19 protein-coding genes are annotated in these 24,103 nt (G+C 68.5%); 15 read left to right on the top strand and 4 right to left on the bottom strand.

Annotated features, from left to right (window positions below):
* Positions 1-168 precede the first annotated feature (168 nt).
* Positions 169-2,397 (bottom strand): (Fe-S)-binding protein, encoded by a 2,229-nt coding sequence (locus tag MOQ72_RS19285; protein WP_242185239.1) that lies wholly within the window; start codon positions 2,395-2,397, stop codon positions 169-171.
* Positions 2,398-2,787: 390 nt separating this feature from the next.
* Here MOQ72_RS19285 and MOQ72_RS19290 point away from each other — a divergent pair, with 390 nt between their 5' ends.
* The 8 genes from MOQ72_RS19290 to MOQ72_RS19325 all read left to right on the top strand — a co-directional run bounded on the left by MOQ72_RS19290 (position 2,788) and on the right by MOQ72_RS19325 (position 9,690).
* The gene (locus MOQ72_RS19290) at positions 2,788-3,228 is read left to right on the top strand and encodes a DUF1707 SHOCT-like domain-containing protein (RefSeq protein ID WP_242185240.1); all 441 of its coding nucleotides are present in this window, start codon (positions 2,788-2,790) and stop codon (positions 3,226-3,228) included.
* Between the two features lie 77 nt (positions 3,229-3,305).
* The gene (locus MOQ72_RS19295) at positions 3,306-3,629 is read left to right on the top strand and encodes a DMT family transporter (protein WP_242185241.1); all 324 of its coding nucleotides are present in this window, start codon (positions 3,306-3,308) and stop codon (positions 3,627-3,629) included.
* The gene (locus MOQ72_RS19300; protein WP_242185242.1) at positions 3,626-4,237 is read left to right on the top strand and encodes a TetR/AcrR family transcriptional regulator; all 612 of its coding nucleotides are present in this window, start codon (positions 3,626-3,628) and stop codon (positions 4,235-4,237) included. Before MOQ72_RS19295 ends, MOQ72_RS19300 begins: the two co-directional genes overlap by 4 nt.
* Before the next feature lie 148 nt (positions 4,238-4,385).
* A complete protein-coding gene (locus MOQ72_RS19305; RefSeq protein ID WP_242185243.1) occupies positions 4,386-5,228 on the top strand; it encodes a DUF4097 family beta strand repeat-containing protein in 843 nt (280 codons plus the stop codon).
* A gap of 236 nt (positions 5,229-5,464) precedes the next feature.
* The gene (dnaK, locus tag MOQ72_RS19310; RefSeq protein WP_242185244.1) at positions 5,465-7,330 is read left to right on the top strand and encodes a molecular chaperone DnaK; all 1,866 of its coding nucleotides are present in this window, start codon (positions 5,465-5,467) and stop codon (positions 7,328-7,330) included.
* A gap of 17 nt (positions 7,331-7,347) precedes the next feature.
* On the top strand, positions 7,348-8,043 hold the full coding sequence (grpE, locus tag MOQ72_RS19315; protein WP_242185363.1) for a nucleotide exchange factor GrpE: 696 nt from the start codon (positions 7,348-7,350) through the stop codon (positions 8,041-8,043).
* A 25-nt stretch (positions 8,044-8,068) separates the two neighbouring features.
* Positions 8,069-9,232 carry a molecular chaperone DnaJ gene (gene dnaJ, locus MOQ72_RS19320; RefSeq protein ID WP_242185245.1) on the top strand — a complete coding sequence of 388 codons (1,164 nt, stop codon included), beginning with the start codon at positions 8,069-8,071 and terminating at the stop codon, positions 9,230-9,232.
* A 2-nt stretch (positions 9,233-9,234) separates the two neighbouring features.
* Entirely contained in the window at positions 9,235-9,690 is a 456-nt protein-coding gene (locus MOQ72_RS19325) for a heat shock protein transcriptional repressor HspR (RefSeq protein WP_277954337.1), read from the top strand.
* Between the two features lie 398 nt (positions 9,691-10,088).
* Here the strand turns inward: MOQ72_RS19325 and MOQ72_RS19330 are convergent, their stop codons facing one another.
* Complete coding sequence (locus MOQ72_RS19330; RefSeq protein ID WP_242185246.1) at positions 10,089-11,192, bottom strand: FAD-binding oxidoreductase; 1,104 nt, start codon at positions 11,190-11,192, stop codon at positions 10,089-10,091.
* Between the two features lie 301 nt (positions 11,193-11,493).
* Between MOQ72_RS19330 and MOQ72_RS19335 the strand changes: the two genes are divergently transcribed.
* The 5 genes from MOQ72_RS19335 to MOQ72_RS19355 all read left to right on the top strand — a co-directional run bounded on the left by MOQ72_RS19335 (position 11,494) and on the right by MOQ72_RS19355 (position 17,424).
* Positions 11,494-12,300 carry a pyridoxamine 5'-phosphate oxidase family protein gene (locus MOQ72_RS19335; RefSeq protein WP_242185247.1) on the top strand — a complete coding sequence of 269 codons (807 nt, stop codon included), beginning with the start codon at positions 11,494-11,496 and terminating at the stop codon, positions 12,298-12,300.
* 141 nt (positions 12,301-12,441) lie between these two features.
* Positions 12,442-12,924, top strand: coding sequence for a MarR family winged helix-turn-helix transcriptional regulator (locus tag MOQ72_RS19340; protein ID WP_242185248.1), 483 nt, complete (start codon positions 12,442-12,444; stop codon positions 12,922-12,924).
* A 418-nt stretch (positions 12,925-13,342) separates the two neighbouring features.
* Complete coding sequence (locus MOQ72_RS19345; protein ID WP_242185249.1) at positions 13,343-13,837, top strand: MarR family winged helix-turn-helix transcriptional regulator; 495 nt, start codon at positions 13,343-13,345, stop codon at positions 13,835-13,837.
* A gap of 80 nt (positions 13,838-13,917) precedes the next feature.
* Complete coding sequence (locus MOQ72_RS19350; protein WP_504980667.1) at positions 13,918-16,449, top strand: MFS transporter; 2,532 nt, start codon at positions 13,918-13,920, stop codon at positions 16,447-16,449.
* Between the two features lie 120 nt (positions 16,450-16,569).
* A complete protein-coding gene (locus MOQ72_RS19355; protein WP_242185251.1) occupies positions 16,570-17,424 on the top strand; it encodes a YceI family protein in 855 nt (284 codons plus the stop codon).
* 93 nt (positions 17,425-17,517) lie between these two features.
* Here MOQ72_RS19355 and MOQ72_RS19360 read toward each other — a convergent pair whose 3' ends face one another.
* Positions 17,518-19,092 (bottom strand): alanine/glycine:cation symporter family protein, encoded by a 1,575-nt coding sequence (locus MOQ72_RS19360; RefSeq protein ID WP_372495466.1) that lies wholly within the window; start codon positions 19,090-19,092, stop codon positions 17,518-17,520.
* 198 nt (positions 19,093-19,290) lie between these two features.
* Between MOQ72_RS19360 and clpB the strand changes: the two genes are divergently transcribed.
* The gene (gene clpB, locus MOQ72_RS19365; protein WP_242185253.1) at positions 19,291-21,873 is read left to right on the top strand and encodes an ATP-dependent chaperone ClpB; all 2,583 of its coding nucleotides are present in this window, start codon (positions 19,291-19,293) and stop codon (positions 21,871-21,873) included.
* Between the two features lie 66 nt (positions 21,874-21,939).
* Here the strand turns inward: clpB and MOQ72_RS19370 are convergent, their stop codons facing one another.
* Positions 21,940-23,166, bottom strand: coding sequence for an MFS transporter (locus MOQ72_RS19370; protein WP_242185254.1), 1,227 nt, complete (start codon positions 23,164-23,166; stop codon positions 21,940-21,942).
* A gap of 127 nt (positions 23,167-23,293) precedes the next feature.
* Between MOQ72_RS19370 and MOQ72_RS19375 the strand changes: the two genes are divergently transcribed.
* Complete coding sequence (locus tag MOQ72_RS19375; RefSeq protein ID WP_242185257.1) at positions 23,294-23,932, top strand: TetR/AcrR family transcriptional regulator; 639 nt, start codon at positions 23,294-23,296, stop codon at positions 23,930-23,932.
* Positions 23,933-24,103: the final 171 nt, after the last annotated feature.

A 24,103-nucleotide genomic window follows, 5' to 3' on the forward strand; every position in this document is an offset into this window, starting at 1 on the left:
GGGGGGGGGCGCCCCCCCCCGGGGGGGGGGGGCGCCCCGCGGGTGCCGCGGGGGGGGGGGGGGGGGGGGGCCCGCCCCCCCCCCCCCCCCCCCCCCGGTTCCCCCCCCCCCCCGACCCCATTCAGGTGAGGAGTCTCTGTCACCCTGTGGTGCCGCGACGTTCCAGCGTCAGCTGCCGGTGGGGGCCGGGTCGGGAGTGTCCTCTGTGGACGACTGGCCGCGTTTGACCGCCGACAGCAGCAGTTGCGCGACGTCGACGACCTCGACGGATTCCGAGGCGACCTTCTCGCTCTGCCGGGCGGTGAGGCCGTCGGAGAGCATCACCTTGCAGAACGGGCAGCCGGTGGCGATCTTCGACGGCGCGGTGCCCAGCGCCTCGTCGACGCGCTCCACGTTGATCCGCTTGCCGATGCGCTCTTCCATCCACATCCGCGCGCCACCGGCACCGCAGCACATCGAGCGGTCCGCGTGCCGCGGCATCTCGCGGAACGTCGCGCCGGAGGCGCCGACCAGGTCGCGCGGCGGCGTGTAGACCTTGTTGTGGCGGCCCAGGTAGCACGGGTCGTGGTAGGTGACGTCCTCGGCGACCGGCGCGACCGGCACCAGCCGCTTCTCCCGCACCAGCTTGTTCAGCAGTTGGGTGTGGTGCACGACTTCGTAGTCGCCGCCGAGCTGGGAGTACTCGTTGGCCAGGCTGTTGAAGCAGTGCGCGCAGGTCGCGACGATCTTGCGCTTGCCGGGCTCGCGGCCCTCGAAAACGGTGTTGAGGACTTCCACGTTCTGCTGCGCGAGCATCTGGAAGATGAACTCGTTGCCCGCGCGTCGCGCCGGGTCGCCGGTGCAGGTCTCCTCCGGGCCGAGCACCGCATACTTCACCCCGGCCATGTGCAGCAGTTCCGCCACCGCGCGGGTGGTCTTCTTGGCGCGGTCCTCGAACGCACCGGCGCAGCCGACCCAGAACAGGTACTCGACGTCGTCGGCCAGTTCGCCGTCGAACACCGGCACCTCGAAGTCCAGGCCGTCGGTCCAGGCCAGCCGGTCCTTGGCGTTCTGGCCCCAGGGGTTGCCCTTGTTCTCCAGGTTCTTGAACATCCCGCCCAGTTCGGTCGGGAAGTTCGACTCGATCATCACCTGGTAACGGCGCATGTCGACGATGTGGTCGACGTGCTCGATGTCCACCGGGCACTGCTCCACGCACGCCCCGCACGACGTGCACGACCACAGCACGTCGGGGTCGATCACTCCGAGCTCGTCCGGGCCACCGATCAGCGGGCGCTCCGCCTCGGCGAGGGCGAGCGCGTCGATCTTGGCCAGCCGCGCTTCGGCGTCGTCGCCGGTGATGCCGACCTCGTCCCCGGCCATGTCCTTGCGGCCACCGGCCAGCAGGTACGGGGCCTTGGCGTAGGCGTGCTCGCGCAACGAGGTGACCAGCAGCTTCGGCGACAGCGGCTTGCCGGTGTTCCAGGCCGGGCACTGCGACTGGCAGCGACCGCACTCGGTGCAGGTGGTGAAGTCCAGCCAGCCCTTCCAGGAGAAGTCCTCGACCTTGCCCGCGCCGAAGACGTCGGTGTCCGGATCGGCTTCCTCGAAGTCCAGCGGTTTCCCGCCGCTGATCATCGGCTTCACCGCGCCCAGCGCCACTTCGCCGTCGGCTTCCCGCTTGAAGTAGATGTTGAAGAACGCGGTGAACCGGTGCCAGGCCACGCCCATCGTGATGTTCGAGGCGATCACGATCACCCAGATCATCGCGGACAGGATCTTGAACGCGGCGAAGACCGACACGGCCGCGGTGCTCGCGGGCAGGATGCCGCCGACCGCGTAGGTGACCGGAGCTGCCCACACCGGTGCGTCGAACAGCCCCGAGGAGTACTTGAACGCGCGCAGGCCCATGATGCCCACGCCTTCCAGCACCACCACGGCCTCGACGAAGTACGCCTGCCAGAAGTTCGAGCCCTGGAACCGCGACACCCGACCCGCGCGGCGCGGGTGGTTGGCCTGGCGGACGCCGATCAGCCACAGCCCGCCGAGGATGGTGGTCACCCCGAGGATCTCCACCACCAGGTTCCACAGCGACCACGAGCCGAGCACCGGGAAGTGGAACGGCGGGTAGAAGACCTCGAAGTACGCCTCCAGCACGGTGAGGCTCAGGCCGAGGAAGCCGAGCATCACGAACCAGTGGGCGACGCCGACGTGCCCCCACTTCAGCATCCGGGTGTGGCCGAGGATCTCCTTGACCATGTTCCCGAAGCGGGCGCCGAACGGGCCGCTCCTGGTCGGGTCCGGTTGGCCGAGCCGGATGGCCGACACCATCCGCCGGACGGTCCTGACGACCAGCACCACCGCGACCGCGGTCACGGCGAGACAGATCAGGCCCAGGACGAGCTGCAGGGCACCCATGCTCGCGGCCTCCTGTTCGAGTGTTGTCCGTTTGGGGAGCGTACGCCCTATTACCCGCCGGTAACTATTGGGGGCGTGAGTCGGGAACAGTCGATGATTCTGCGAGACCGCCGGGCGAAAAACTAGTTGTGCATTTGTACAGGTTTCTCGGATATCCTGGGTCTCCGAACGTCCGGTCCGCTGCGGGGAGATGTGGTGCCGTTGCTGGGGTTTCGCGAGTTGTCGCTGTTGGACGCGTGCGGCGTGGCGGCACGATTTCGCGGGACTGCAACGCCGTGGACATCGGTCGCGGCAGACTTGCCATCGGCGGTGCGATTTTCGCCACGTATTTGATCGGGTGAACGGTTCGTTCGGTTGTTTCACCAGTTGGAGCGAACTAGGGGGTCTGCGATGACGGAGCCGGGCAGCGGAGCGATGCGCGCTTCGGACGCCGATCGCGAGGCGGTCGCGCAACGGCTGCGCGCGGCGCTCGACGAGGGACGGCTGACCATCGTCGAATACGACGAGCGCCTGCAGCAGGCGTACGCGGCGACCACGTTCGGCGAACTGGAGCCGTTGACCACCGACCTGCCCGCGCCGGTGCCCGCGAAGCCGTCGCCGGAGGTCGTCAAGCGCGAACGGCGCAAGCGCAAGATGGTCAAGGAGTGGCGCGACTGGGCGAGCGTCACCTTCATCCTGGTCGGGATCTGGCTGGTGACCTCGATCGCCTCCGGTCAGCCGCTGTTCTTCTGGCCGATCTTCCCGATGGGGATCTGGGCCGCGATCAACGTCGCCACCATGATCTCCGGCGGCGACGACAAGAAATCCGAGGAGCCGGACGCGGATCACTGAAATTCCGCGTGCCTGGCGGGTTCGGGCATCCGTATGCTCAAGAAGTAGGGCGATCGTTCAATTTTCTTGGAGGCGGCGTGGCGTACTTGATGTTGGCGGTGGCGATCCTGAGCGAAGTGCTCGCCACGGTCTCGCTGAAGCTGTCCGACGGGTTCAGCCGGACGGTCCCGTCGATCCTGGTCGTGGTCGGCTACCTCGCGGCCTTCGCCGCGCTCAGCGCGGTGCTCAAGCTGGGCCTGCCGGTCGGCGTCGTCTACGCGATCTGGGCCGGTGCCGGGGTCGCGCTGGTGGCGATCATCGGAGCGGTGTTCCTCGGCGAGTCGATCACCGCGGTGCAGATCGGTGGCATCGCGCTCATCATCGGCGGGGTGCTTGCGCTGGAACTGGGCGGCGCGCATTGACCGCCGCACACCGCAACCTCGATCGCGCCGACGCGGAGACCGACGGTCGCCGGGCCAAGGGAGAACGTCGCCGCCGCGCGATCATCGACGCGACGCTGCGGGTCGTCGCCCGCGACGGCGTGGCCGGGGTCAGTCACCGCAACATCGCGCGCGAGGCCGAGGTGCCACCGGCGTCGATCGCCTACTACTTCGCTGGCATCGACGAACTGCTGGTGGCCGCGTTGCTGGAGAGCTGCGAGAAGATGATCGCCGACATGGACCGGCTGCGTGAGCGGGTCGACGACAACCGCGAGTGGCCCAGGGCGGTTGCCGAACTGATCGTCGAGATGGTGCGTGAGCACCGCGAACGCACCCTCGGCGAATACGAGCTGTACCTGCTGGCGGCCAAGCGGCCCGCGCTGCGCCCGGCCGCCCGCCGCTGGATCGAGATCGCCTCCGGCTCCATCAACAACGGTGCTGGTGGCGATCCCCCGGTGATCCGCGCACTGTTCGCGGCGATCGACGGACTGCTCCTCCAGGGCCTGATAGCCGATGAGCCGCCCACCGCTGAAGAACTCGAACCAACGCTGCGCTTCCTCCTGCACCCAGTGGACTACCTGCGGAAATAACGTGTCCGGCGCACCGCCGGGCGGCTTGCTGCGAACGTCGTGTTCGGGGGAACTTCCGGGCTGTTTCGGGGGTGTCCCTGATGTTCGGCCCGGATGTGGTGCGTAGTTTCGGTCGCGCGAACAGTCAGCCAGCGACAGGGGGATTGGCATGGCTCGGGTGGGACTCGCGGTTGGCGGGGCAGTTCTGGTGCTGCTCGGCGGAGCAGCGCTGACCTGGGGGCCGCTGGCATCCGCCGAGGAGCGCACCACCGCGCTGGACGGGATCAACGGCGTCGAGCTGGCCAACGGCTCCGGCGATGTCGAGGTGCGCTACGTGCCCGGCGGCCGTGCCGAGATCACCCAGCGAGTGCAGCGCTGGGGAGCTGCGTTCTTCAGCGAAGGCGACGAGGTCGAGCACCGCGTCGAGGGCGGCGCGCTCGTGCTGGCCACTGCGTGCGGTTGGAACTGCAGCGTCGACTACCAGGTCACGTTGCCGAGTCCGGTGCCGGTTCGCGGCAACCTCGACTCCGGTTCGCTGCGCGTGGTCGGCATGCAGTCGGTGCGGACCGAGATCGGCTCCGGCTCGGTCGAGGTGAGCGACATCGACGGCCCGGTCGACGTGCGCACCGGTTCCGGGTCGGTGCGGGTGAGCCAGGTCGATGGTCCGGTCGACGCGCACACCGGCTCCGGGGAGATCACCCTCGCCGGGCTCGGCGGTAACGTCCAAGCCGAGACCGGCAGCGGCGACATCGACGGGCGCGACCTGCGCGGCGCGGAGATCGTCGCGACGACCCAGTCCGGCAACGCGGAGCTCCACCTCGTTGGACCGCAGTCCGCCGAGGTGTCCACCGGCAGCGGCGACGTGGAACTGACCGTGCCCGACGAGCGCTACCGGGTCGACACCGACACCGGCAGCGGTGACGTGGACATCCAGGTGCCGCAGGATCCGGCCGCCGCGAAGCGGCTGGAGCTGTCCACCGGCAGCGGCAACATCGTCGTCCAGTCGTCCTGACCGCGCGGTCGGCATGTCGACATGGCGATCCGTCGACATGTCGCCCAGATCACTTCGCGCTCCAGGTGGGGAACTCCCGTCCCTGGTCAGCCGTTGTGCTGGCAGAAAGCTTGAGTACGCCGCGCTCAATCCGGTTTGACGGTGGTGACGCGCGGTGGGTAAAACTTGAGTGAGCAAGGCTCAAGGGCTCGTGATGGCGTTTGGGCGCACAGGTATCAAGTCGGGAGGAATTCAGCATGGCGCGAGCGGTCGGCATCGACCTGGGGACGACCAACTCCGTCGTTTCCGTCCTAGAGGGCGGTGAACCGACGGTGATCGCCAACTCCGAGGGCTCGCGGACCACGCCGTCCATCGTGGCCTTCGCGAAGAACGGCGAGATCCTCACCGGTCAGCCAGCGAAGAACCAGGCGGTCACCAACGTGGACCGCACCATCCGGTCGGTCAAGCGGCACATGGGCACCGACTGGAAGGTGCAGATCGACGACAAGTCCTACACGCCGCAGGAGATCAGCGCCCGCGTGCTGATGAAGCTCAAGCGGGACGCCGAGGCATACCTGGGTGAGGACGTCACCGACGCGGTGATCACCGTGCCCGCCTACTTCGAGGACGCCCAGCGGCAGGCGACCAAGGAGGCCGGGCAGATCGCCGGGCTCAACGTGCTGCGCATCGTCAACGAGCCGACCGCCGCCGCACTGGCCTACGGCCTGGACAAGGGCGAGAAGGAACAGACCATCCTGGTCTTCGACCTCGGTGGCGGCACCTTCGACGTGTCGCTGCTGGAGATCGGCGAAGGCGTGGTCGAGGTGCGCGCGACCAGCGGCGACAACCACCTCGGTGGCGACGACTGGGACGAGCGCATCGTCGAGTGGCTGGTGGACAAGTTCAAGTCCTCGTCGGGCATCGACCTGACCAAGGACCGGATGGCCATGCAGCGGATCAAGGAAGCCGCCGAGAAGGCCAAGATCGAGCTCTCCAGCTCCTCCACCGCGAACATCAACCTGCCCTACATCACCGTGGACGCGGACAAGAACCCGCTGTTCCTGGACGAGACGCTGTCCCGCGCCGAGTTCCAGCGGATCACCTCCGACCTGCTGGAGCGCTGCCGCAAGCCGTTCGAGGCGGTCATCCGCGACGCTGGCATCAAGCTCGCCGAAATGGACCACGTGGTGCTGGTCGGTGGCTCCACCCGGATGCCCGCGGTGACCGAGCTGGTCAAGGACCTGACCGCTGGCAAGGAGCCGAACAAGGGCGTCAACCCGGACGAGGTCGTCGCGGTCGGCGCCAGCCTGCAGGCCGGTGTGCTACGCGGTGAGGTCAAGGACGTCCTGCTGCTCGACGTCACCCCGCTGTCCCTGGGCATCGAGACCAAGGGCGGCATCATGACCAAGCTCATCGAGCGCAACACCACGATCCCGACCAAGCGCTCGGAAACCTTCACCACCGCCGACGACAACCAGCCGTCGGTGCAGATCCAGGTCTTCCAGGGTGAGCGCGAGATCGCCGCGCACAACAAGAAGCTCGGCATGTTCGAGCTGACCGGCATCCCGCCCGCGCCGCGCGGCATGCCGCAGATCGAGGTCACCTTCGACATCGACGCCAACGGCATCGTGCACGTCTCCGCCAAGGACCTCGGCACCGGCAAGGAGCAGTCGATGACCATCACCGGCGGCTCGGCGCTGCCGAAGGACGACATCGACCGGATGGTCAAGGACGCCGAGGCGCACGCGGATGAGGACAAGAAGCGCCGCGAGGAGGCTGAGGCCCGCAACCAGGCCGAGACGCTGGTGTACCAGACCGAGAAGGTTCTCAAGGAGAACGACGAGAAGCTGCCGTCGGACGTCAAGGAGAAGGTCCAGACCTCGATCAACGAGGTCAACGAGGCTCTCAAGGGCGACGACGTGGCCGCGATCTCCGCGGCTGTGGAGAAGCTCGCCACCGATTCCCAGGCCCTCGGCCAGGCGCTGTACGCCGACGCCGGAGCCAACGCAGCTGCCGGTGCCGGTGCGGGCGCGGCTGGCGACGCGGCCGGGGCGAGTTCGTCGAGCGCCGACGACGTCGTGGACGCCGAGATCGTCGACGATGAGGACGAGAAGAAGAAGTGACCGCGGACAGGCCGGAAATGTCGCGCAACGAAGGTGAGCAGGAGCCGGTGGTGGTCCGGGATCGGCGTCGTATCGACCCCGTGACCGGCCAGCGCCGGGTCCCTGCTCCGAATGGAGAAGAGACGCAGGTGGCCGAAAGCATGTCCGGCACCCTCGACGAGGAGATCGTCCAGGCCGCCGCGCAGCCCGCGGAAGAGCAGGCCCAGGACGAGAAGTCCGGGTTGCAGCAGCAGGTCGACGAGCTCACCGCCGACCTCAAGCGGGTCACCGCGGAGTACGCGAACTACCGCAAGCGGGTGGAACGCGACCGAGAAGCGGTGATCGCGGCCGCGAAGGCGTCGGTGGCTGGCGACCTGCTGACCGTGCTCGACGACCTGGAGCGCGCCGAAGCGCACGGCGACCTCAACGGCGCGTTCAAAGCCGTGGCGGACAAGCTGATCACGGCGTTGAACTCGGCCGGGCTGGAGCCGTTCGGCAAGGAGGGCGATGAGTTCGACCCGTCAGTGCACGAGGCGGTGCAGCACACCACCTCCCCCGACGTGTCGGGCCCGACCGTGACGACCGTGCTGCGTCGCGGCTACCGGTTCGCCGACCGGGTGCTGCGTCCGGCGATGGTCGCGGTGACCGATCACGAGCCCGCTGCGGAATCCTCCGCCGAGCCCGCGGCCGAGGCCGAGCCCGCAGCTGGCGAGAACCAAGCCGAACAGGGTTGATCAGGACCGAAGGGAGGGGCGTCCGGTGAGCGCCAGGGAATGGCTCGACAAGGATTTCTACGCCGAACTGGGCGTCTCCTCCGGGGCTTCGGCCGACGAGATCAAGAAGGCGTACCGGAAGCTCGCGCGGGAGAACCACCCGGACGCCAACCCCGGAAACGCCCAGGCGGAAGCCAAGTTCAAAGCCGTCTCCGAGGCGTACGGCGTGCTCTCCGATCCGGAGAAGCGCAAGCAGTACGACGAGGCGCGGAAGCTGTTCGGGGCTGGCAGTCTCGGCGGCCAGGGCGGTTTCGGCGGTTTCGGCGGACCCGGCGGCTTCGACATCGGTGACCTCTTCGGCGGCGCGCAGGGTGGTGGCAGCGGGGGACTCGGCGACCTCTTCGGCGGGCTGTTCGGCAACCGCCGTCCCGGTGCCACCACGACGAACCGGCCGCGCCGTGGTGCCGACGTGGAAACCGAGGTGCGCATCGACTTCGCCGAAGCGGTGCGAGGTGCGACCGTGCCGTTGCGGCTGTCCAGCCCGGTGAGCTGCCCGACCTGCCACGGTTCGGGCGCCAAGCCGGGTACCCGGCCCCGCACCTGCGCCACCTGCGCGGGTTCCGGGCTGGTGACCCGCAACCAGGGCGCGTTCGCGTTCAGCGAGCCGTGCCCGGACTGCCGAGGTCGCGGCACGCTCATCGACACGCCGTGCCCGGACTGCAACGGCGAAGGGGTCAGCACCCGCAGCCGCACGCTGACGGTGCGGATCCCGGCCGGGGTGTCCGACGGGCAGCGGATCAGGTTGGCGGGCCAGGGCGAACCCGGTCGGCACGGTGCTGCCGCCGGTGATCTGTACGTGGTGGTGCACGTCAATCCGCACCGGGTGTTCGGACGTTCCGGTGATGACCTGACGATCACGGTGCCGGTCACCTTCCCCGAACTGGCGTTGGGCACTACGTTGACCGTGCCGACCCTGGACGGGAAGGTGTCGCTGAAGGTCCCGGCCGGGACCGGCAGCGGTCGCACCTTCCGAGTGCGCGGCAAGGGTGCCAGCAAGAAGGACGGCAGCAGCGGGGATCTCCTGGTGACGTTGCAGGTCGCCGTTCCGTCCAAATTGGACGGCAAGGCGGCTGAGGCGTTGGCGGACTACGCGAAGGCGACCGCCGACCACGATCCGCGTCGCGACCTGAACGAGATGCTCGGGAGGTAGTCATGGCCGGTCGCCCAACCGATCCAGGCTTCGGATTCCCGCCGGGGGCCAACGAGGACACGCCGATGTTCGTGATCTCGGTGGCGGCCCAGCTCTCCGGGCTGCACGCGCAGACGTTGCGCAGCTACGACCGGTTGGGCCTGGTCTCGCCCGGACGAACGCCCGCGGGCGGTCGCCGCTACTCCCTCCGCGACATCGCGCTGCTGCGCGAGGTGCAACGCCTCTCCCAGGAGGAAGGCGTCAACCTGGCGGGCATCAAGCGGATCATCGACCTGGAGAACGAGGTCGACGCCCTGCGCGCGAAGGTCCAGGAACTGGCGGAAGAGGTGGCCGCCGCGCACGTCGCAGCCGAACAAGCCGCGGCCCAGGTGCACGCGTCCTACCGCCGAGACCTCGTCCCGATCCGCCAGGAAACGGCCCTGGTGGTCTGGAAACCAGAGCGCAAACGCCGCCGCTGATTTTTCCAAGTAAGAGGACTTGCGTGGCGGTGCGGGTAGCGGAACCTCAGAGGCTTTCTCGTCTCCGGGATCCCCGACATCATGTATTCCGATACGTCGGGGCTGTCCTCGCGAGAAAGCCTCTGAGAACCCGCGGCGGTGCAAGTTGCGAGAGTGGGCCAAGCGCCTTCGGCGCTTGCGACGGCTCAGTCGGCTTGAGTTGCTTGTCGCGGTCGCGGTTTACCGCTGGAAGCGGCTTCGCCGCTTGCCTGCCGAAACTTACGTTTTGTCTGCTTCTTGCCGCCTCTTATCGTCTTTTCCTCTTGTCGCGTCTTCCTCGTGGGGGTGGCGGGTGAGGTTTGCGTCAACCTTCGCGTTCTTGCTCGGTTTGATGCCCTTTGCCTGGGGGGACAACCTTTTCAGTCCAGGGTGAAGGGGTCGTAGCGGATGTGGTCCAGCGGCGTACCGGCTACCAGCATCCGGGAGACCGTTGCGCGGATCATCGACGGCGAACCGCTGACCAGCACGTCCCAGTCCTGCCACGCGCCGTAGCGGGTCACCACCTCGGCGAGCGTGCCGTGCTCGGCACCCGAGACGGCCGGGTCGTTCTCCAGCACCGGCGTGATCGTCAGCCACGGGTTGTGCATCGCGACGCGTTGCAGGTTCTCCAGGTCGTAGAGGTCCTCGCGGGTCCGGCCGCCGTAGAACAGCTGCACGCGCGGGTTGTCGCCGTACTGCGCGAGGTCGTCGATGATCGCGCGCATCGGGGTCAGCCCGGTGCCACCGGCGATCATCAGGACGTCCGGCGAGGTCTCCCGGTCCACGGTCAGCCGACCCATCGGCGAGCCGATGCGCCACTGGTCGCCGGGTCGGGCGTGCCCGACCAGCGCGCGGCTGACCCAGCCGCCTTCCACGGCCCGGATGTGGAACTCCATGATCCCTTCGTCGTTCGGCGCGTTCGCCGGGGTCAGGTAGCGCCACAGCCGGGGCCGCTGCGGCACCTCGACGCTCACGTACTGCCCGGCCTGGTACGGCACCGGGTGGTCGGGTCGGATGCGGACCACCGCGACGTCCCAGCTCAGCCGCTCGTGGTGGACGAGTTGGCCGGTGTACCAGGCGGGGCCGTCATCGGCGGCGGCGGCCTCGGTCATCGCGGAGGCCATCACGGTGTACGCCTCGGCCCAGGCGCGCTCGACGCTGTCGGTCCAGGCGTCACCGGCGTACTTCTTGATCGCGGCGAGCAGCGCGGTGCCCACCGCCTCGTAGTGCGCGGCGACCACGCCGAACTTGCGGTGGTCGCGGCCGAGTTGGTGCAGGAACGGCAGCAGCTCGTCCGGCTTGTCGACCATCTGGATGACGTGCACGAGCGCCCGCAACAGGCGGCTGCGCTGCACTTCCATGTTCACCGCGAACAGTTCGCGGGTGGCCGGGGAGAGGCTGAAGAGCATGCCGTAGAAGAACCTCGCCACATCGTCGGCGTGCGGCTCCACCACGGCGAAGCTCTCGCGGATCAGGCGAACCATCTTGCTGACACCGGAGTTCGATGGCTCGCGGTTCGGGGGTGGTCCGGGGCTCAGTACGGCGTTCGCTGTCATGGTTCGGGGTAGTTTCTCCACGTTGGCGGTCGTACCCAGGCAGGCACACCACTACTTGCAAGCGTTCCCCGACGTCAGGTGGACCCTAACTCGTGCTCGGGGACGCGTGTGCCTTGATGCCACTTTTGAGTGCTTTTTAACTACTACTCGTAGATAATGCATGGACCTGTCGGGGGAACCTAGTATCCACTCCTGTTGGCGGAAAGGGAGACGTGACACGGTGACCCGCGTGACCCCCGATCACCCGACCCCGACCGGTACGGCCGAGGCCGCCCTGCTGGACCTGGAGCTCTCCGACCTGCCGACCTGCAACGATGCCTGGCTGGTCACCACCCCGCTCCAACACCACGACTTGCTCCCCGCCGCCCCGCCGCGCGATCCGTTCGTCGGAGACGGACCGGACCCGCTGCCCGGCTCGACCGGCGAACACCTGCTGCAGTGCGCCTACGGCACCGAGAAACGAGCCCGGAAGTTCTACGACGACCAGGTGCTGGACCACCTGAACGCGCAGATGAAGGAGTTCATCGGGCGGATGGAGATGGCGTTCGTGGCCACCTCCGACGCCCGTGGCGACTGCGACGCCAGCCTGCGCGCCGGACCGCCCGGCTTCATCGAGGTCCTCGACGAGCGGCACCTGTGCTACCCGGAGTACCGCGGCAACGGCGTGCTGGCGAGCCTGGGCAACATCAGTGAGAACCCGCACATCGGGATCTTGCTGGTGGACTTCGTCACAGATCTGATCGGCCTGCACGTCAACGGCAAGGCCCGCATCGTCGAGGACGGCGACTTGCGCGCGATCCACCCGGCGCTGCCCGCCGAGTTCGACCGCGGCCGCACTCCCGAGCGCTGGGTGGTGGTGCAGGTCGAAGAGGCGTACATCCACTGCCGCAAGCACATCCCGCGGATGGTGCCGGTGCTGCGTCAGCGCAGCTGGGGCACCGACGACGTCAAGCGCAAGGGCGGCGACTACTTCGGCGCCAAGGGCATGCCCCGGCCGTGGCACCAGCCCGAGCCGGTGGGCAGCCCCGAGAGCTGACGTCCCCGCGATCCGCCACCCGGTCCTATCCGGCCCGTTCATAGAGTGGGCGAAACGGACTAGCGTTGGTTTCAGGCACTCTGGGGTGCGGGGCCGACGGTGGCGCCTCCGCCGACCTGCGGGGGCGCGGGCGGGAGAGCTGTGATCGAGGACGAGGCGCGGGGTTCGGCGGGCGTGGTGCGCGAGGAGGGCGTCGACCGGCGTGCCGCGGCGGAAACCGTCGAGCGCGAACTGGTGATGATGTTCCGCCGTGCCCGGAATCTGTCGACCGAGGTCGCCGCGAGGGTGCACCCGGATTTGGACCCGGCCTCCTACAGCCTGCTGCTGATGGTCGACGACGCCGGGCCACTGCGCGGCATGGACGTCGCGGACCGCACCGGGCTGGACAAATCCACCGTGAGTCGGCAGATCGCGACCCTGGTGGACCTGAACCTGCTTGAGCGGGTGCCCGACCCCGATGACGGCCGCGCCCGCCGCATCCAGCTCTCCGACCTGGGGCGCGAGCGGCTGTCCAAGGTCCGCGCCGAGCGCCGCAAGCACCTGCACGGCGAGTTCGCCAGCTGGTCCACCCAGGACCTCAAGGATCTGGCCCGACTACTCGGCAAACTCAACACCATGATCTGAGCTCTAAGAGAGCTCGCGGAGTGGCTTGCGTGGCGGTGCGAGTAGCGGAACCTCAGACGTCTTCTCGTCTCCGGGATCCCCGACTTATGTATGTCCGATACGCGGCGTCGGGGCTGTCCTCGCGAGAAGACGTCTGAGAACCCGCGGCGGTGCAAGTTGCGTAGGTGGGCTAAGCGCCTGCGGCGCTTGCGACGGCTCAAGCAGCCTTCAGTTGCTCGTCGCGGTGGCGGTTCACCGCCGAAAGCGGCTACGCCGCTTGCCTGACGAGGCTCGTTTTGAGCGCTGCGCCAATCTGCGGGGTGTCGGGTGGCATGGGGAGGTACCCGCGTCATTGCGGTGCGGGGGGTCACAGGTCTACAAGTTGTGCGATGCAACTAACCCGCTTTATAGTTGCGTGCAGCAACTAAAGGAATGGGCCATGGGACCAACACAAGAGACTTGCAGCGAACTGCTCGGACCACTCCGCGCCCTGCTCGGCCTCAAACAGGTAGCCATGCAGCGCGGGCACTTCACCACCGAGCAGGTGCCCTACGCCGCCGCCGGGTTGCTCACCGAACTCGTCTACCGCGGCGAATGCCGGGCCTCCGACCTCGCCCAACACCGGATCGTCGACGCGTCCGTGGTGAGCCGCCAGGTCGGGCAGCTCGAACAGGCGGGCCTGATCAGCCGTCGACACGACCCCGCGGACAAGCGAGTCGTGCTGCTGCGCGCCACCGCCGAAGGCGAGCGCGCGGTTGCCGCGCTGGAACGCAAGAAAGCGGAATGGATCGGCGAAGCGCTGGCCGACTGGGACGACGCCAAGGTGCGCGACCTCGCCCGGCTGCTGGGCGAAGCGATGGCCGACATCCGCCGCTACACGATCGGCGACGCGGTCTGCGCCACCGACTCCGCGACCAAGGAAGGAACTCGATGACCACCTCGACGGAGACGGCGCCGGACGCGACAGTGCCGGTCCGGCGGGACGGGCGCGCCGAGCCCACCGCGGAATCGTCGATGACGCATCGGCAGATCCTGGAGGCGATGTCGGGTCTGATGTTGGCGCTGTTGGTCGCCATCCTCAGCTCGACGATCGTGTCGAACGCGCTGCCCCGGATCATCGCCGATCTCAAGGGCACCCAGGGCCAGTACACCTGGGTGGTCACGGCGATGCTGCTCACCTCCACCGCGTCCACCCCGATCTGGGGCAAGCTCTCCGACCTGTTCAGCAAGAAGCTGCTCTACCAGTTGGCCATCACCATCTTCACGGCCGGTTCGGTGCTCGGCGGGTTCGCGCAGTCGATGGAGATGCTCATCGGTTTCCGCGCCCTGCAGGGCATCGGCATGGGCGGCTTGCAGGCACTGATCCAGGTCGTGATCGCCGCGATGGTGTCCCCGCGCGAACGCGGTCGCTACAGCGGCTACATCGGCGCCACCTTCGCGGTCGCCACGGTCAGCGGACCGCTGGTCGGCGGACTCATCGTGGACACGCCCTGGCTGGGCTGGCGCTGGTGCTTCTGGGTGACCGTGCCGATCGCGGTGATCGCCTTCATCGTGCTCGGCCGGACGCTGCGGCTGCCGGTGGTCAAGCGGTCGGTCAAGATCGACTGGTTCGGGGCGCTGTTCCTGGTCGGCGGGGTGAGCCTGCTGCTGGTGTGGGTCTCGTTGGCGGGCAAGCAGTTCGACTGGTGGTCGGTGGAGACCGCGACCTACGTGGGCGGCGGCCTGCTCGCGCTGCTCATCGCGTTGATCATCGAGACCAAGGTCAGCGAGCCGATCGTGCCGCTGGGGATGTTCCGCAACCCGACCGTCACGCTGGCCACCATTGGCACCGTCGCGGTGGGCACTGCGATGTTCGGCGGCGCGGTGTTCCTGGGCCAGTACTTCCAGATCGCGCGCAGCTTCACCCCGACCACCGCGGGCCTGATGACCCTGCCGATGGTCGGCGGGCTGTTCCTGTCCTCGACGGTGTCCGGGCAGATCATTTCCCGCGTCACCGGCAAGATCAAACCGTTCCTGCTGGGCGGTTCGATCACGATGATCGTGGCGATGTGGCTGCTGAGCACCATCGACCACGAGACGAACCTGGTGCTGGTCGGCGTCTACCTGTTCCTGATGGGCAGCGGGGTCGGCATGCTGATGCAGAACCTGGTGCTGGCGGTGCAGAACTCCACCAGCGGCAAGGACATGGGTTCGGTGACCGCGGTCGTGACGTTCTTCCGGACCCTGGGCGGTTCGGCGGGCGTCTCGGTGCTGGGCGCGGTGCTGGCGACCCGCGTGTCGGAGTACATCGCGCAGGGGCTGGCGAAGATCCCCGGTGCCGCGCAGGCGGCCGGGTCGGGTGGCGGCTCGCTGGACGTTGCCAACCTGCCGGGCCCGGTGCAGACCATCGTGCGGGCTGCCTACGGCGACGCGATTGGCGATATCTTCTTCGTCTCCGCGTGCATCGCGGTGGTCACGTTCTTCGCGGTGCTGTTCCTCCGCGAGACGCCGCTGCGGACCACGATCGACAGTCACGAGGAAAGGGAGGCTGCTGCGGTGGCCGGGCACGAAGACACTGTGGACAACCTCGGTCGGCCTGTGGACAACTGGGCCGCGGAGCATCCCGCGACGAACGGTTCTGCCCAGGTTGGGGGTGCCGGAATGCGGCCCGCGCGGCTGGCCGCCGAACCTGTGGACAACTCTGTGGATGATGCCTTCGATGCCTGGTCAGAGCCGGTTGGGCCACGGCGCTACGCGACCAACGGCAGGCACTTGGCGGGCAACCTGGCGACACCGGGCGACGGTGGTGGGTTGTTCGTGCACGGCACCGTCCAGGACTCGATCGGCACGCCGGTCTCCGGGGTGGTGCTGACCCTGACCGACGCCAACGGTCGGCAGGTCGAGCGGGCCCGCACCGACCACGACGGGCGGTTCCAGCTCGGGGTCGGACACGGCGGTACTTACGTGCTGATCGCCTCCGGCGGCAGCTACCAGCCGACCGCGTCGATGGTGGTGGTCGCCGACCGCCCGGTCCGCCACGACGTGCAACTGCTCGGCGCCGGTCAGCTCACCGGCCTGGTGCACGTCGGCGGCCAGGGCATCGCCGGGGCGATGGTGGTGCTCACCGACGTCCGCGGCGAGGTCGTCTCCACCGCCGGGACCGGGCCGGACGGGTACTACCTGTTCGCCGACCTGGTCGGCGGCAGCTACGCGCTGACGGTGACCGCACCGGGCTTCCGGCCGGTGGCGAACTCGGTGACCGTGACCGACGGCGAGGAGAACACCGTCGACGTCGCGTTGCAGAGCGGCACGCGGCTCAGCGGCGTGGTCCGGTCGGCGAACCTCGGCGTCGCGGTCGCCGACGCGCGGGTGACCCTGCTGGATTCCGGTGGGGCGGTCGTCGGCGCGGCCACCACCGACATCGACGGCAACTACACCTTCACCGACCTGCCGGACGGCGAGTACACCGTGATCGCCACCGGTTATCCGCCGGTCGCCACGTCGTTGCGGCTGGCCGGTGAGCAGAGCACGCACGACGTCGAACTCGGTTACCCGCAGGGCGACTGAAACGCGGTGGTGCGCGGTATCTTCCGCACCAGGACCGGGTGGGCGGAACTTCCGGTTCGCGCCCACCCCGGCGGCGAAGTACCCGGCCCACGACCGACAGCCACAGAGGAGATGTTCTAGATGGATCTCGGCCAACGGCAGGCCGTGACGCACGGGACCACGCCCGCTGGAGCGGGGGCGGTCACCGCGACGGTGCGCGGCAGCGACGGCTGGCCGGTGCCGGAGGCGGTGCTGACCGTCATCGACGCCACCGGCACCCAGGTGGCCAGGGTGCAGGGCGATGCGCAGGGCTCGGTGGTCGCATCCGGTCTCAAGGCCGGTGCTTACACCGCGATCGTCACGGCGGTCGCGCACGAACCCGTCGCCCGGTCCACGCTGGTGCACGATGGGACCGCCGCCACCCTCGGCGAGGTCGAGTTGCGCCGGGTCGGTGGCTCGGACCTGCCCTCGCCCGGCCTGTGGCGGATCGACCCGGTGCACTCGTCGATCCTGGTCACCGCCAAGCACCTGGGGATCAGCAGCATCCACGGCCGGTTCAACGAGTTCAGCGGCGAGGTGCGGATCGGCAACCCGGTCGAATCGTCCACGGTGTCGGTGCAGATCACCGCGGCCAGCATCGACACGGCCAACGGGATGCGCGACGACCACCTGCGCAGCAAGGACTTCCTGGACGTCGAGCAGTTCCCGGAGATCACCTTCCGGTCCACCGGGCTGCGCCCGCGCGGCGGCGACCGCTGGGATCTCGACGGTGAGCTGACGCTGTGCGGGATGACCCGGCCGGTGCGGCTGGACACCCGGTTCGCCGGGGTCGGCCCGGACCCGTGGGGCGGCACCCGCGCCTCGGCGACCGCGACCACGCAGCTGCGCCGCGAGGACTTCGCGATCACGTTCAACCAGGCCCTGCAGACCGGTATCGCGGCGATCGGCACCACGCTGAAGGTGGAGATCGACATCCAAACCGTCCGCGAGGAGTGACGGCGGGCGATTTCGCGCGAACTCGGCACCCGTTCCCCGCGGTAGCGGCTATTTCGCGCTAAATCGCCGCTACCCGTGGGAAAACGCTGCTCGTCAGACCTTCTCGAACTTCCGGACCTCACCGGTGCGGATCTTCGTCCGGTAGGAAGCCAGTTCCTGCTTCACCACCGGGATCATGATGTAGAGCCCGATGATGTTGAACAGTGCCAGCGCGAACAGCACCGCGTCGGCGAAGTTGAGCACGCTGCTGAGCGTCAGCACCGATCCGACCACGGTGAACAGGCAGAACACCACGTTGTAGACGCGTTCGTTGGTCTTGCCCTCGCCGAAGAGGAACAGCCACGCCCGCTGGCCGTAGTAGCCCCAGGTGATGATCGTGGAGATCGCGAACATCGCGACGGCCAGCGTGAGGACGTAGGGGAACCACGGCAGCACCGTGGCGAAGGACTCCGAGGTGACCGTGACGCCGTCCGGGGTGTCCCCACCGGACAGCACCGTCTGCTGGGCGTCCACCCAGAACTGGGTCCTGGCGATGACGATGGTCAGCGCCGTCATGGTGCAGATGATCACTGTGTCGATGAACGGTTCCAGCAGCGCCACCAGGCCCTCGGTGACCGGGTGCTTGGTGCGCACCGCCGAGTGCGCGATTGGCGCCGAACCGAGACCGGCTTCGTTGGAGAAGGCGGCGCGCTGGAAGCCGACGATCAGGACGCCGATCAGGCCGCCGAATCCGGCTGCCGGGGTGAAGGCACCCGAGATGATCTCACCGATCGCACGGGGCACCGCGTCGATGTTGACGCCGATCACGATAAGGCTGGCGGCGATGTAGATGATCGCCATAGCCGGAACCAGACGGCTGGTGACGGCGCCGATGGACTTGATGCCGCCGATGATCACCGCGCCGATCAGCACCGCCAGCAGGACGCCGAAGACCAGCGCTGCGCCGTCGGAGCCGAGCCAGCCGGTGTCACCGCCGGTGACGTCGCGCAGCTGCGCGAAGGTCTGGTTGGCCTGGAACATGTTCCCACCAGCGATGGCGAAGAACAGGATCATCACCGCCGCCAGCACGGCGAGCACCTTGCCCAGCGTCGCGCCGAACGCTCCTGGGATCCGTTCCGCGATGCCCTTGCGCAGGTAGTGCATCGGGCCGCCGGAGACCGTGCCATCCGCGGCGATTTCCCGGTACTTCACGCCCAACGTGCACTCGACGAACTTGGTGGCCATGCCGAGCAGGCCGCAGATGATCATCCAGAAGGTCGCGCCCGGCCCGCCGACCGTCACGGCCACGCCGACCCCGGCGATGTTGCCGAGCCCCACGGTGCCGGACAGGGCCGAGGCCAACGCCTGGAAGTGGTTGATCTCGCCGGGCTCGTCCGGGTTGGTGTACTTGCCGCGCACCAGGTCCACGGCGAGCTTGAAGGAGCGGACCTGGATGAAGCCGAAGACCGCGGTGAACAGTGCGGCGGCGATGACCAGCCAGGCCACGATCCACGGGAAGGTCACGCCGAAGACGGTGATCTCGCCGAAGACGAGGTTGGAGAAGCCCTCCGAGATCGGGTTGAACACGGTGTTGATGGCGTCTTCGACACCGGCTAACGCGCCGCCCTCCGCAGCGGCCAGGACGAGTTGCCCGTCCGGGGGCGGGAGCGGCAATTCAGTGCTGTTCATCATGACGCGTTAGCTAAAACGGGTGACGTTTGCCCCACAAGCGACTCCAGTGACATTTCCGCAAAAGACATCATTTCGTGCCTTTCGGCCCGACTCGCTTGAGCGGAACTCGCTCAACTTTCCTCACGTTGACTATGTAGTGGATGGTGGTGCGGGAGATGATGTGCTCGCATCAGGTGCTCGGCGACGAGGTGAGGAATGGACGCGTTCAACCCGACGACCAAGACCCAGCAGGCGATCTCGTCCGCGGTGCAGGCCGCGACGGTGGCGGGCAACCCGGATGTCAGTCCAGCGCACCTGCTCGGGGCGCTGCTGGCCCAGGGCGACGGGCTGACCGCGCCACTGCTGACCGCGGTCGGCGCCGACCCGACAGAGGTGCGCCGGGAGCTGGAGCAGATCATCAACTCGCTGCCCGCGGCCACCGGCAGCACGGTGTCCGCGCCGCAGCTGTCCCGCGACGCGGTCAAGGCGCTCACCCACAGCCAGCGGCTGGCCACCGAGATGGGCGATGAGTACGTCTCCACCGAGCACCTGCTGGTCGGCCTCGCCGCCGAGGGCGGCCGGGTCTCGGATCTGCTGCGCAAGCACGGCGCGACGCCGGAAGCGCTGACCGAGGCCTTCGGCAAGGTGCGCGGCTCGGCGCGGGTGACCAGCCCGGATCCCGAGGGCACTTACAAGGCGCTGGAGAAGTACGGGCAGGACCTCACCGAACGCGCCCGCAAGGGCGAGCTTGACCCGGTGATCGGCCGCGACGCCGAGATCCGGCGCGTCGTGCAGGTGCTGTCCCGGCGGACCAAGAACAACCCGGTGCTCATCGGCGAACCCGGCGTCGGCAAGACCGCGATCGTGGAGGGCCTGGCCCAGCGCATCGTCGCCGGGGACGTGCCGGAATCGTTGCGCGGCAAGCGGGTCGTGGCGCTGGACCTGGGCTCGATGGTGGCCGGGGCGAAGTACCGCGGCGAGTTCGAGGAACGGCTCAAGGCGGTGCTCAAGGAGATCACCGAATCGGCCGGGCAGATCATCACCTTCATCGACGAGCTGCACACCATCGTCGGCGCCGGGGCGACCGGTGAGGGCGCGATGGACGCCGGGAACATGATCAAGCCGATGCTCGCCCGCGGCGAGCTGCGCATGGTCGGCGCGACCACCCTCGACGAGTACCGCGAGCACGTCGAGACCGACGCCGCGCTGGAGCGCCGGTTCCAGCAGGTGCTGGTCGGCGAGCCGAGCCCGGAGGACACCGTCGCGATCCTGCGCGGTCTCAAGGAGCGCTACGAAGTGCACCACGGCGTGCGGATCACCGACGGCGCGCTGGTCGCCGCGGCCACCCTGTCCGACCGCTACATCACCGCCCGGTTCCTGCCGGACAAGGCCATCGACCTGGTCGACGAGGCCGCGTCCCGGCTGCGCATGGAGATCGACTCCCGGCCGGTGGAGATCGACGAGGTCGAACGAGCCGTGCGGCGGCTGGAGATCGAGGAGATGGCGTTGTCCAAAGAGGACGACCCGGCCTCGCTGGAACGGCTGGCCGCGTTGCGCGCCGAACTCGCCGACCGCCGCGAGAAGCTGTCCGAGCTGACCGCGCGGTGGCAGCAGGAGAAGGAATCCATCGACAAGGTCCGCGACCTGAAGACGCAGCTGGAGCAGCTGCGCGGCGAGTCCGAGCGCGCCGAGCGCGACGGCGACCTGGGCAAGGCCGCGGAGCTGCGCTACGGCCGGATTCCGCAGCTGGAGAAGGAACTCGACGCGGCTACCCAGGCGCAGACCGAGCGCAAGGCGATGCTGCAGGAGGAGGTCACCCCGGACGACGTCGCGGACGTGGTCAGCGCCTGGACCGGCATCCCGGCCGGTCGTCTGCTGGAAGGCGAGACCGCCAAGCTGCTGCGCATGGAGGACGCGCTGGAGGCGCGGGTGGTCGGTCAGGCCGAAGCGGTGCGCGCGGTGTCCGACGCGGTGCGGCGGACGCGCGCCGGCGTCGCCGACCCGGACCGGCCGACCGGCTCGTTCCTGTTCCTCGGCCCCACCGGCGTCGGCAAGACCGAGCTGGCCAAGGCGCTGGCCGGATTCCTGTTCGACGACGAGCGGGCGATGATCCGCATCGACATGAGCGAGTACGCCGAGAAGCACTCGGTCGCGCGGCTCGTCGGCGCCCCGCCGGGCTACGTCGGCTACGACCAGGGCGGGCAGCTGACCGAGTCGGTGCGGCGGCGGCCGTACTCGGTGGTGCTCTTCGACGAGGTGGAGAAGGCGCATTCGGACGTCTTCGACGTACTGCTGCAGGTGCTCGACGACGGGCGGCTCACCGACGGCCAGGGCCGCACGGTGGACTTCCGCAACACCATCCTGGTGCTGACCTCGAACCTCGGCTCGCAGGCGATCGCCGACCCGAACCTGACCGAGCGGGAGCGCGACGACGCGGTGCTTTCGGTGGTGCGCAAGCACTTCAAGCCGGAGTTCCTGAACCGGCTGGACGATGTCGTGGTGTTCCACTCGCTGTCCACCGACGAGCTGACGTCGATCGTGGACATCCAGGTGGAGCGCCTCGCGCAGCGGCTGGCCCAGCGGCGGCTCAGCCTGGACGTGCAACCGGCGGCGCGGGACTGGTTGGCGCTCAACGGTTTCGACCCGGTGTACGGCGCGCGCCCGCTGCGCCGCCTGGTCGAGTCGGCGATCGGCGACCAACTCGCCCGGAAGCTGCTGGCCGGGGACATCCGGGAGGGCGACAAGATCCGCGTCGACGTCACCGACGACAACCAAGCCCTCACCGTCGAAGCCGCCTGACAACGAGTGAAGGGCACCTTTGACCGGCTGGTCAAAGGTGCCTCACTCTTACCTGATCGTGTGGTGTCAGTGGCGGATGAGGGTGGATAGGGCCGCGAGGACGGCGAAGAACGCCGCCGTCGCGGCGAAGACCACTGTTGCCGTCACCAGGCCGAAGATCGTGCTCAGGAAGCCGAGGGCCACGCTGGGAACTCCGGCCGACAGGTACGCCACCACGTAGATCAGCGCGGAGGTACCGGCCCGGTGTTCGGCGGCCGCCAGCCCGGTCAGCATCCGGAAGCCGCCCATGAACATCAGGCCCCAGCCGATGCCCAGCACCGCCGAACCGACGAAGAACACCTCGGCGCTGCTCCCGAGTGCGGAGCCAGCCACCCCGGCGAGCCCGACGATCATCAGCGGCGCACCGATCCGCACCGCTCGGCGCGCCGTCCAGCCGGACAGCAACAGCTGCGTCAGGCCGCCGAACCCGGCCAGCACCGCGACGGTCAACCCGCCGACGAGGTACGGGCTGCCGCTGACCAGCCCCTTGGCCACCGACGGCCCGAGGGACATGAACATCCCACCGACGATCCACGCCGCCAGCAAGGTGGTCGCCATCAGGGCGAACACTGCGCCCTTGCCGCTGGGCACCTTCGGTCGCTGCGGGCGGAGCACGTGGCGCAGTGCGCCGCGCCGCGCGACTGACTCGGGCATCGCCAGCACCCCGGGGATCGCGATCACGAACGCGAGGATGAGCAGCAGGTAGCTGGTCAGCGTGGGACCGGGCACGAACTGCACCAGGGCACCCGCCAGCAGCGACCCCACCGCCATCCCGACACCGGCGGCGACGCCGTTGACCAGCGGTCCGTGGTTGGAACCGGGCCGCTGGAAGTCCAGCAGCGCGGCGCTGATCGCGCTGGTCGCGACCCCGGTGGCCAGGCCCTGCAACGCCCTGCCGACGTACAGCCACCCGACGCCCGGCGCAGCCGCGAGCACCAGCATCGCGACGATCTCCACCGCCAAGGCACCCAACAGCACGGGGCGGCGACCGATGTGGTCGGACACCGCGCCGAACAACAGCAGGGCGAGCAGGATCGCCACCGCGTAGACGGCGAAGACCTCGGTGAGCACGGTGGTCGTGAAATGCCACCGCTGCTGGTAGATCGAATACATCGGCGACGGCACGGTGGACGCCATCAGGAACACCGCGTACAGCGCTCCGACGAACCAGAACGAGGCAGGTCGGGAAAGCGCCCCTCTGCGGAACGCCGCTCGCGCGGCTTCGCGGGACTCGACGAGCTCAGTGCTGACCATGCCTCCTGCTTCCTGCGGACGGGCCGGTCGGCCTGCGGGAGCTGGCCGACCTAGCGGAACGGAAGATTCCGATCCGGTCCAACCAGGCTGCGGAATAAATCATTCCGGTGCGGCGTATCCTGTGGGCATGGCCACACTGAACAGATCGGCGCGATATGACGATCAGGTCATCGCCGCGGCTCGCTCGGTGTTCGCCGAGCAGGGCTTCGCGGCGCCGATGGCCGAGGTCGCCAAGCGCGCAGGGGTCGGCGTGGCGAGCGTGTACCGGCGGTACCCGAGCAAGCAGGAACTGGTCGAGCAGGTTCGCATCGCCGCGTTCCGGCTGATCCTCGACGAAGCGGAGGCGGCGCGGGCCGAGGAGCCCGATCCGTGGCAGGCCCTCACCCGGTTCATGTACCGCTGCCTGCGGGAAGGGGCGGGGATCGGCACGGTGTTGCCGCCGATGGGCAAGCGGTACGCCTACTCCGAGGAGTTCCGGGACCTGCAGGAGCGCGTCGCGAAGGTGATCGAGGAGCTCGTCGACACCGCCAAGCGGTCCGGTGCGTTGCGCGCGGACGTCGACTGGACCGACATCCTGTTGCTGTTCAAGCACCTCAACCCGGCGCTGCCGACCGGTGAGTCCCGGCGCGCCGAACTCCGGGCCCGCTACCTGGGGCTGGTGCTCGAAGGTCTGCGCGCGGGCGGTCCGGAGCTGCGGGGACCGGCGCCGGATCGGGGCGAATGGCAGACCCTCTGCGACAACTACGACACGTACGACACGGCCTGACGGCTCCGGGGTGGAGTGCGCGGCGGGTGAGCCCCGCGCAGCCGCTCCCGCAACCTGACGTCGAGCTTCGATCTGCTGTCGCAGCTGCCGCCCGAGCGTTCGGCTCGGGCGGCTTTTTGCTGTTCAGGGGCGTTTTTCGGGGTTTCGGTTGACCGAGATCAATACACCATT

The organism is Saccharopolyspora soli (assembly GCF_022678645.1).
Lineage (GTDB): Bacteria > Actinomycetota > Actinomycetes > Mycobacteriales > Pseudonocardiaceae > Saccharopolyspora > Saccharopolyspora soli.

Bases quoted from the DNA above. Each gene is read 5' to 3' on its own strand.
- MOQ72_RS19375 (WP_242185257.1), top strand. From the start codon at position 23,294: ATGGCCACACTGAACAGATCGGCGCGATATGACGATCAGGTCATCGCC.
- MOQ72_RS19305 (WP_242185243.1), top strand. From the start codon at position 4,386: ATGGCTCGGGTGGGACTCGCGGTTGGCGGGGCAGTTCTGGTGCTGCTC.
- MOQ72_RS19350 (WP_504980667.1), top strand. From the start codon at position 13,918: ATGACGCATCGGCAGATCCTGGAGGCGATGTCGGGTCTGATGTTGGCG.
- clpB (WP_242185253.1), top strand. From the start codon at position 19,291: ATGGACGCGTTCAACCCGACGACCAAGACCCAGCAGGCGATCTCGTCC.
- dnaK (WP_242185244.1), top strand. From the start codon at position 5,465: ATGGCGCGAGCGGTCGGCATCGACCTGGGGACGACCAACTCCGTCGTT.
- MOQ72_RS19285 (WP_242185239.1), bottom strand. From the start codon at position 2,397: ATGGGTGCCCTGCAGCTCGTCCTGGGCCTGATCTGTCTCGCCGTGACC.
- MOQ72_RS19330 (WP_242185246.1), bottom strand. From the start codon at position 11,192: ATGGTTCGCCTGATCCGCGAGAGCTTCGCCGTGGTGGAGCCGCACGCC.
- MOQ72_RS19325 (WP_277954337.1), top strand. From the start codon at position 9,235: ATGGCCGGTCGCCCAACCGATCCAGGCTTCGGATTCCCGCCGGGGGCC.
- MOQ72_RS19345 (WP_242185249.1), top strand. From the start codon at position 13,343: ATGGGACCAACACAAGAGACTTGCAGCGAACTGCTCGGACCACTCCGC.
- MOQ72_RS19370 (WP_242185254.1), bottom strand. From the start codon at position 23,166: ATGGTCAGCACTGAGCTCGTCGAGTCCCGCGAAGCCGCGCGAGCGGCG.
- MOQ72_RS19355 (WP_242185251.1), top strand. From the start codon at position 16,570: ATGGATCTCGGCCAACGGCAGGCCGTGACGCACGGGACCACGCCCGCT.
- MOQ72_RS19360 (WP_372495466.1), bottom strand. From the start codon at position 19,092: ATGAACAGCACTGAATTGCCGCTCCCGCCCCCGGACGGGCAACTCGTC.
- grpE (WP_242185363.1), top strand. From the start codon at position 7,348: ATGTCGCGCAACGAAGGTGAGCAGGAGCCGGTGGTGGTCCGGGATCGG.
- MOQ72_RS19290 (WP_242185240.1), top strand. From the start codon at position 2,788: ATGACGGAGCCGGGCAGCGGAGCGATGCGCGCTTCGGACGCCGATCGC.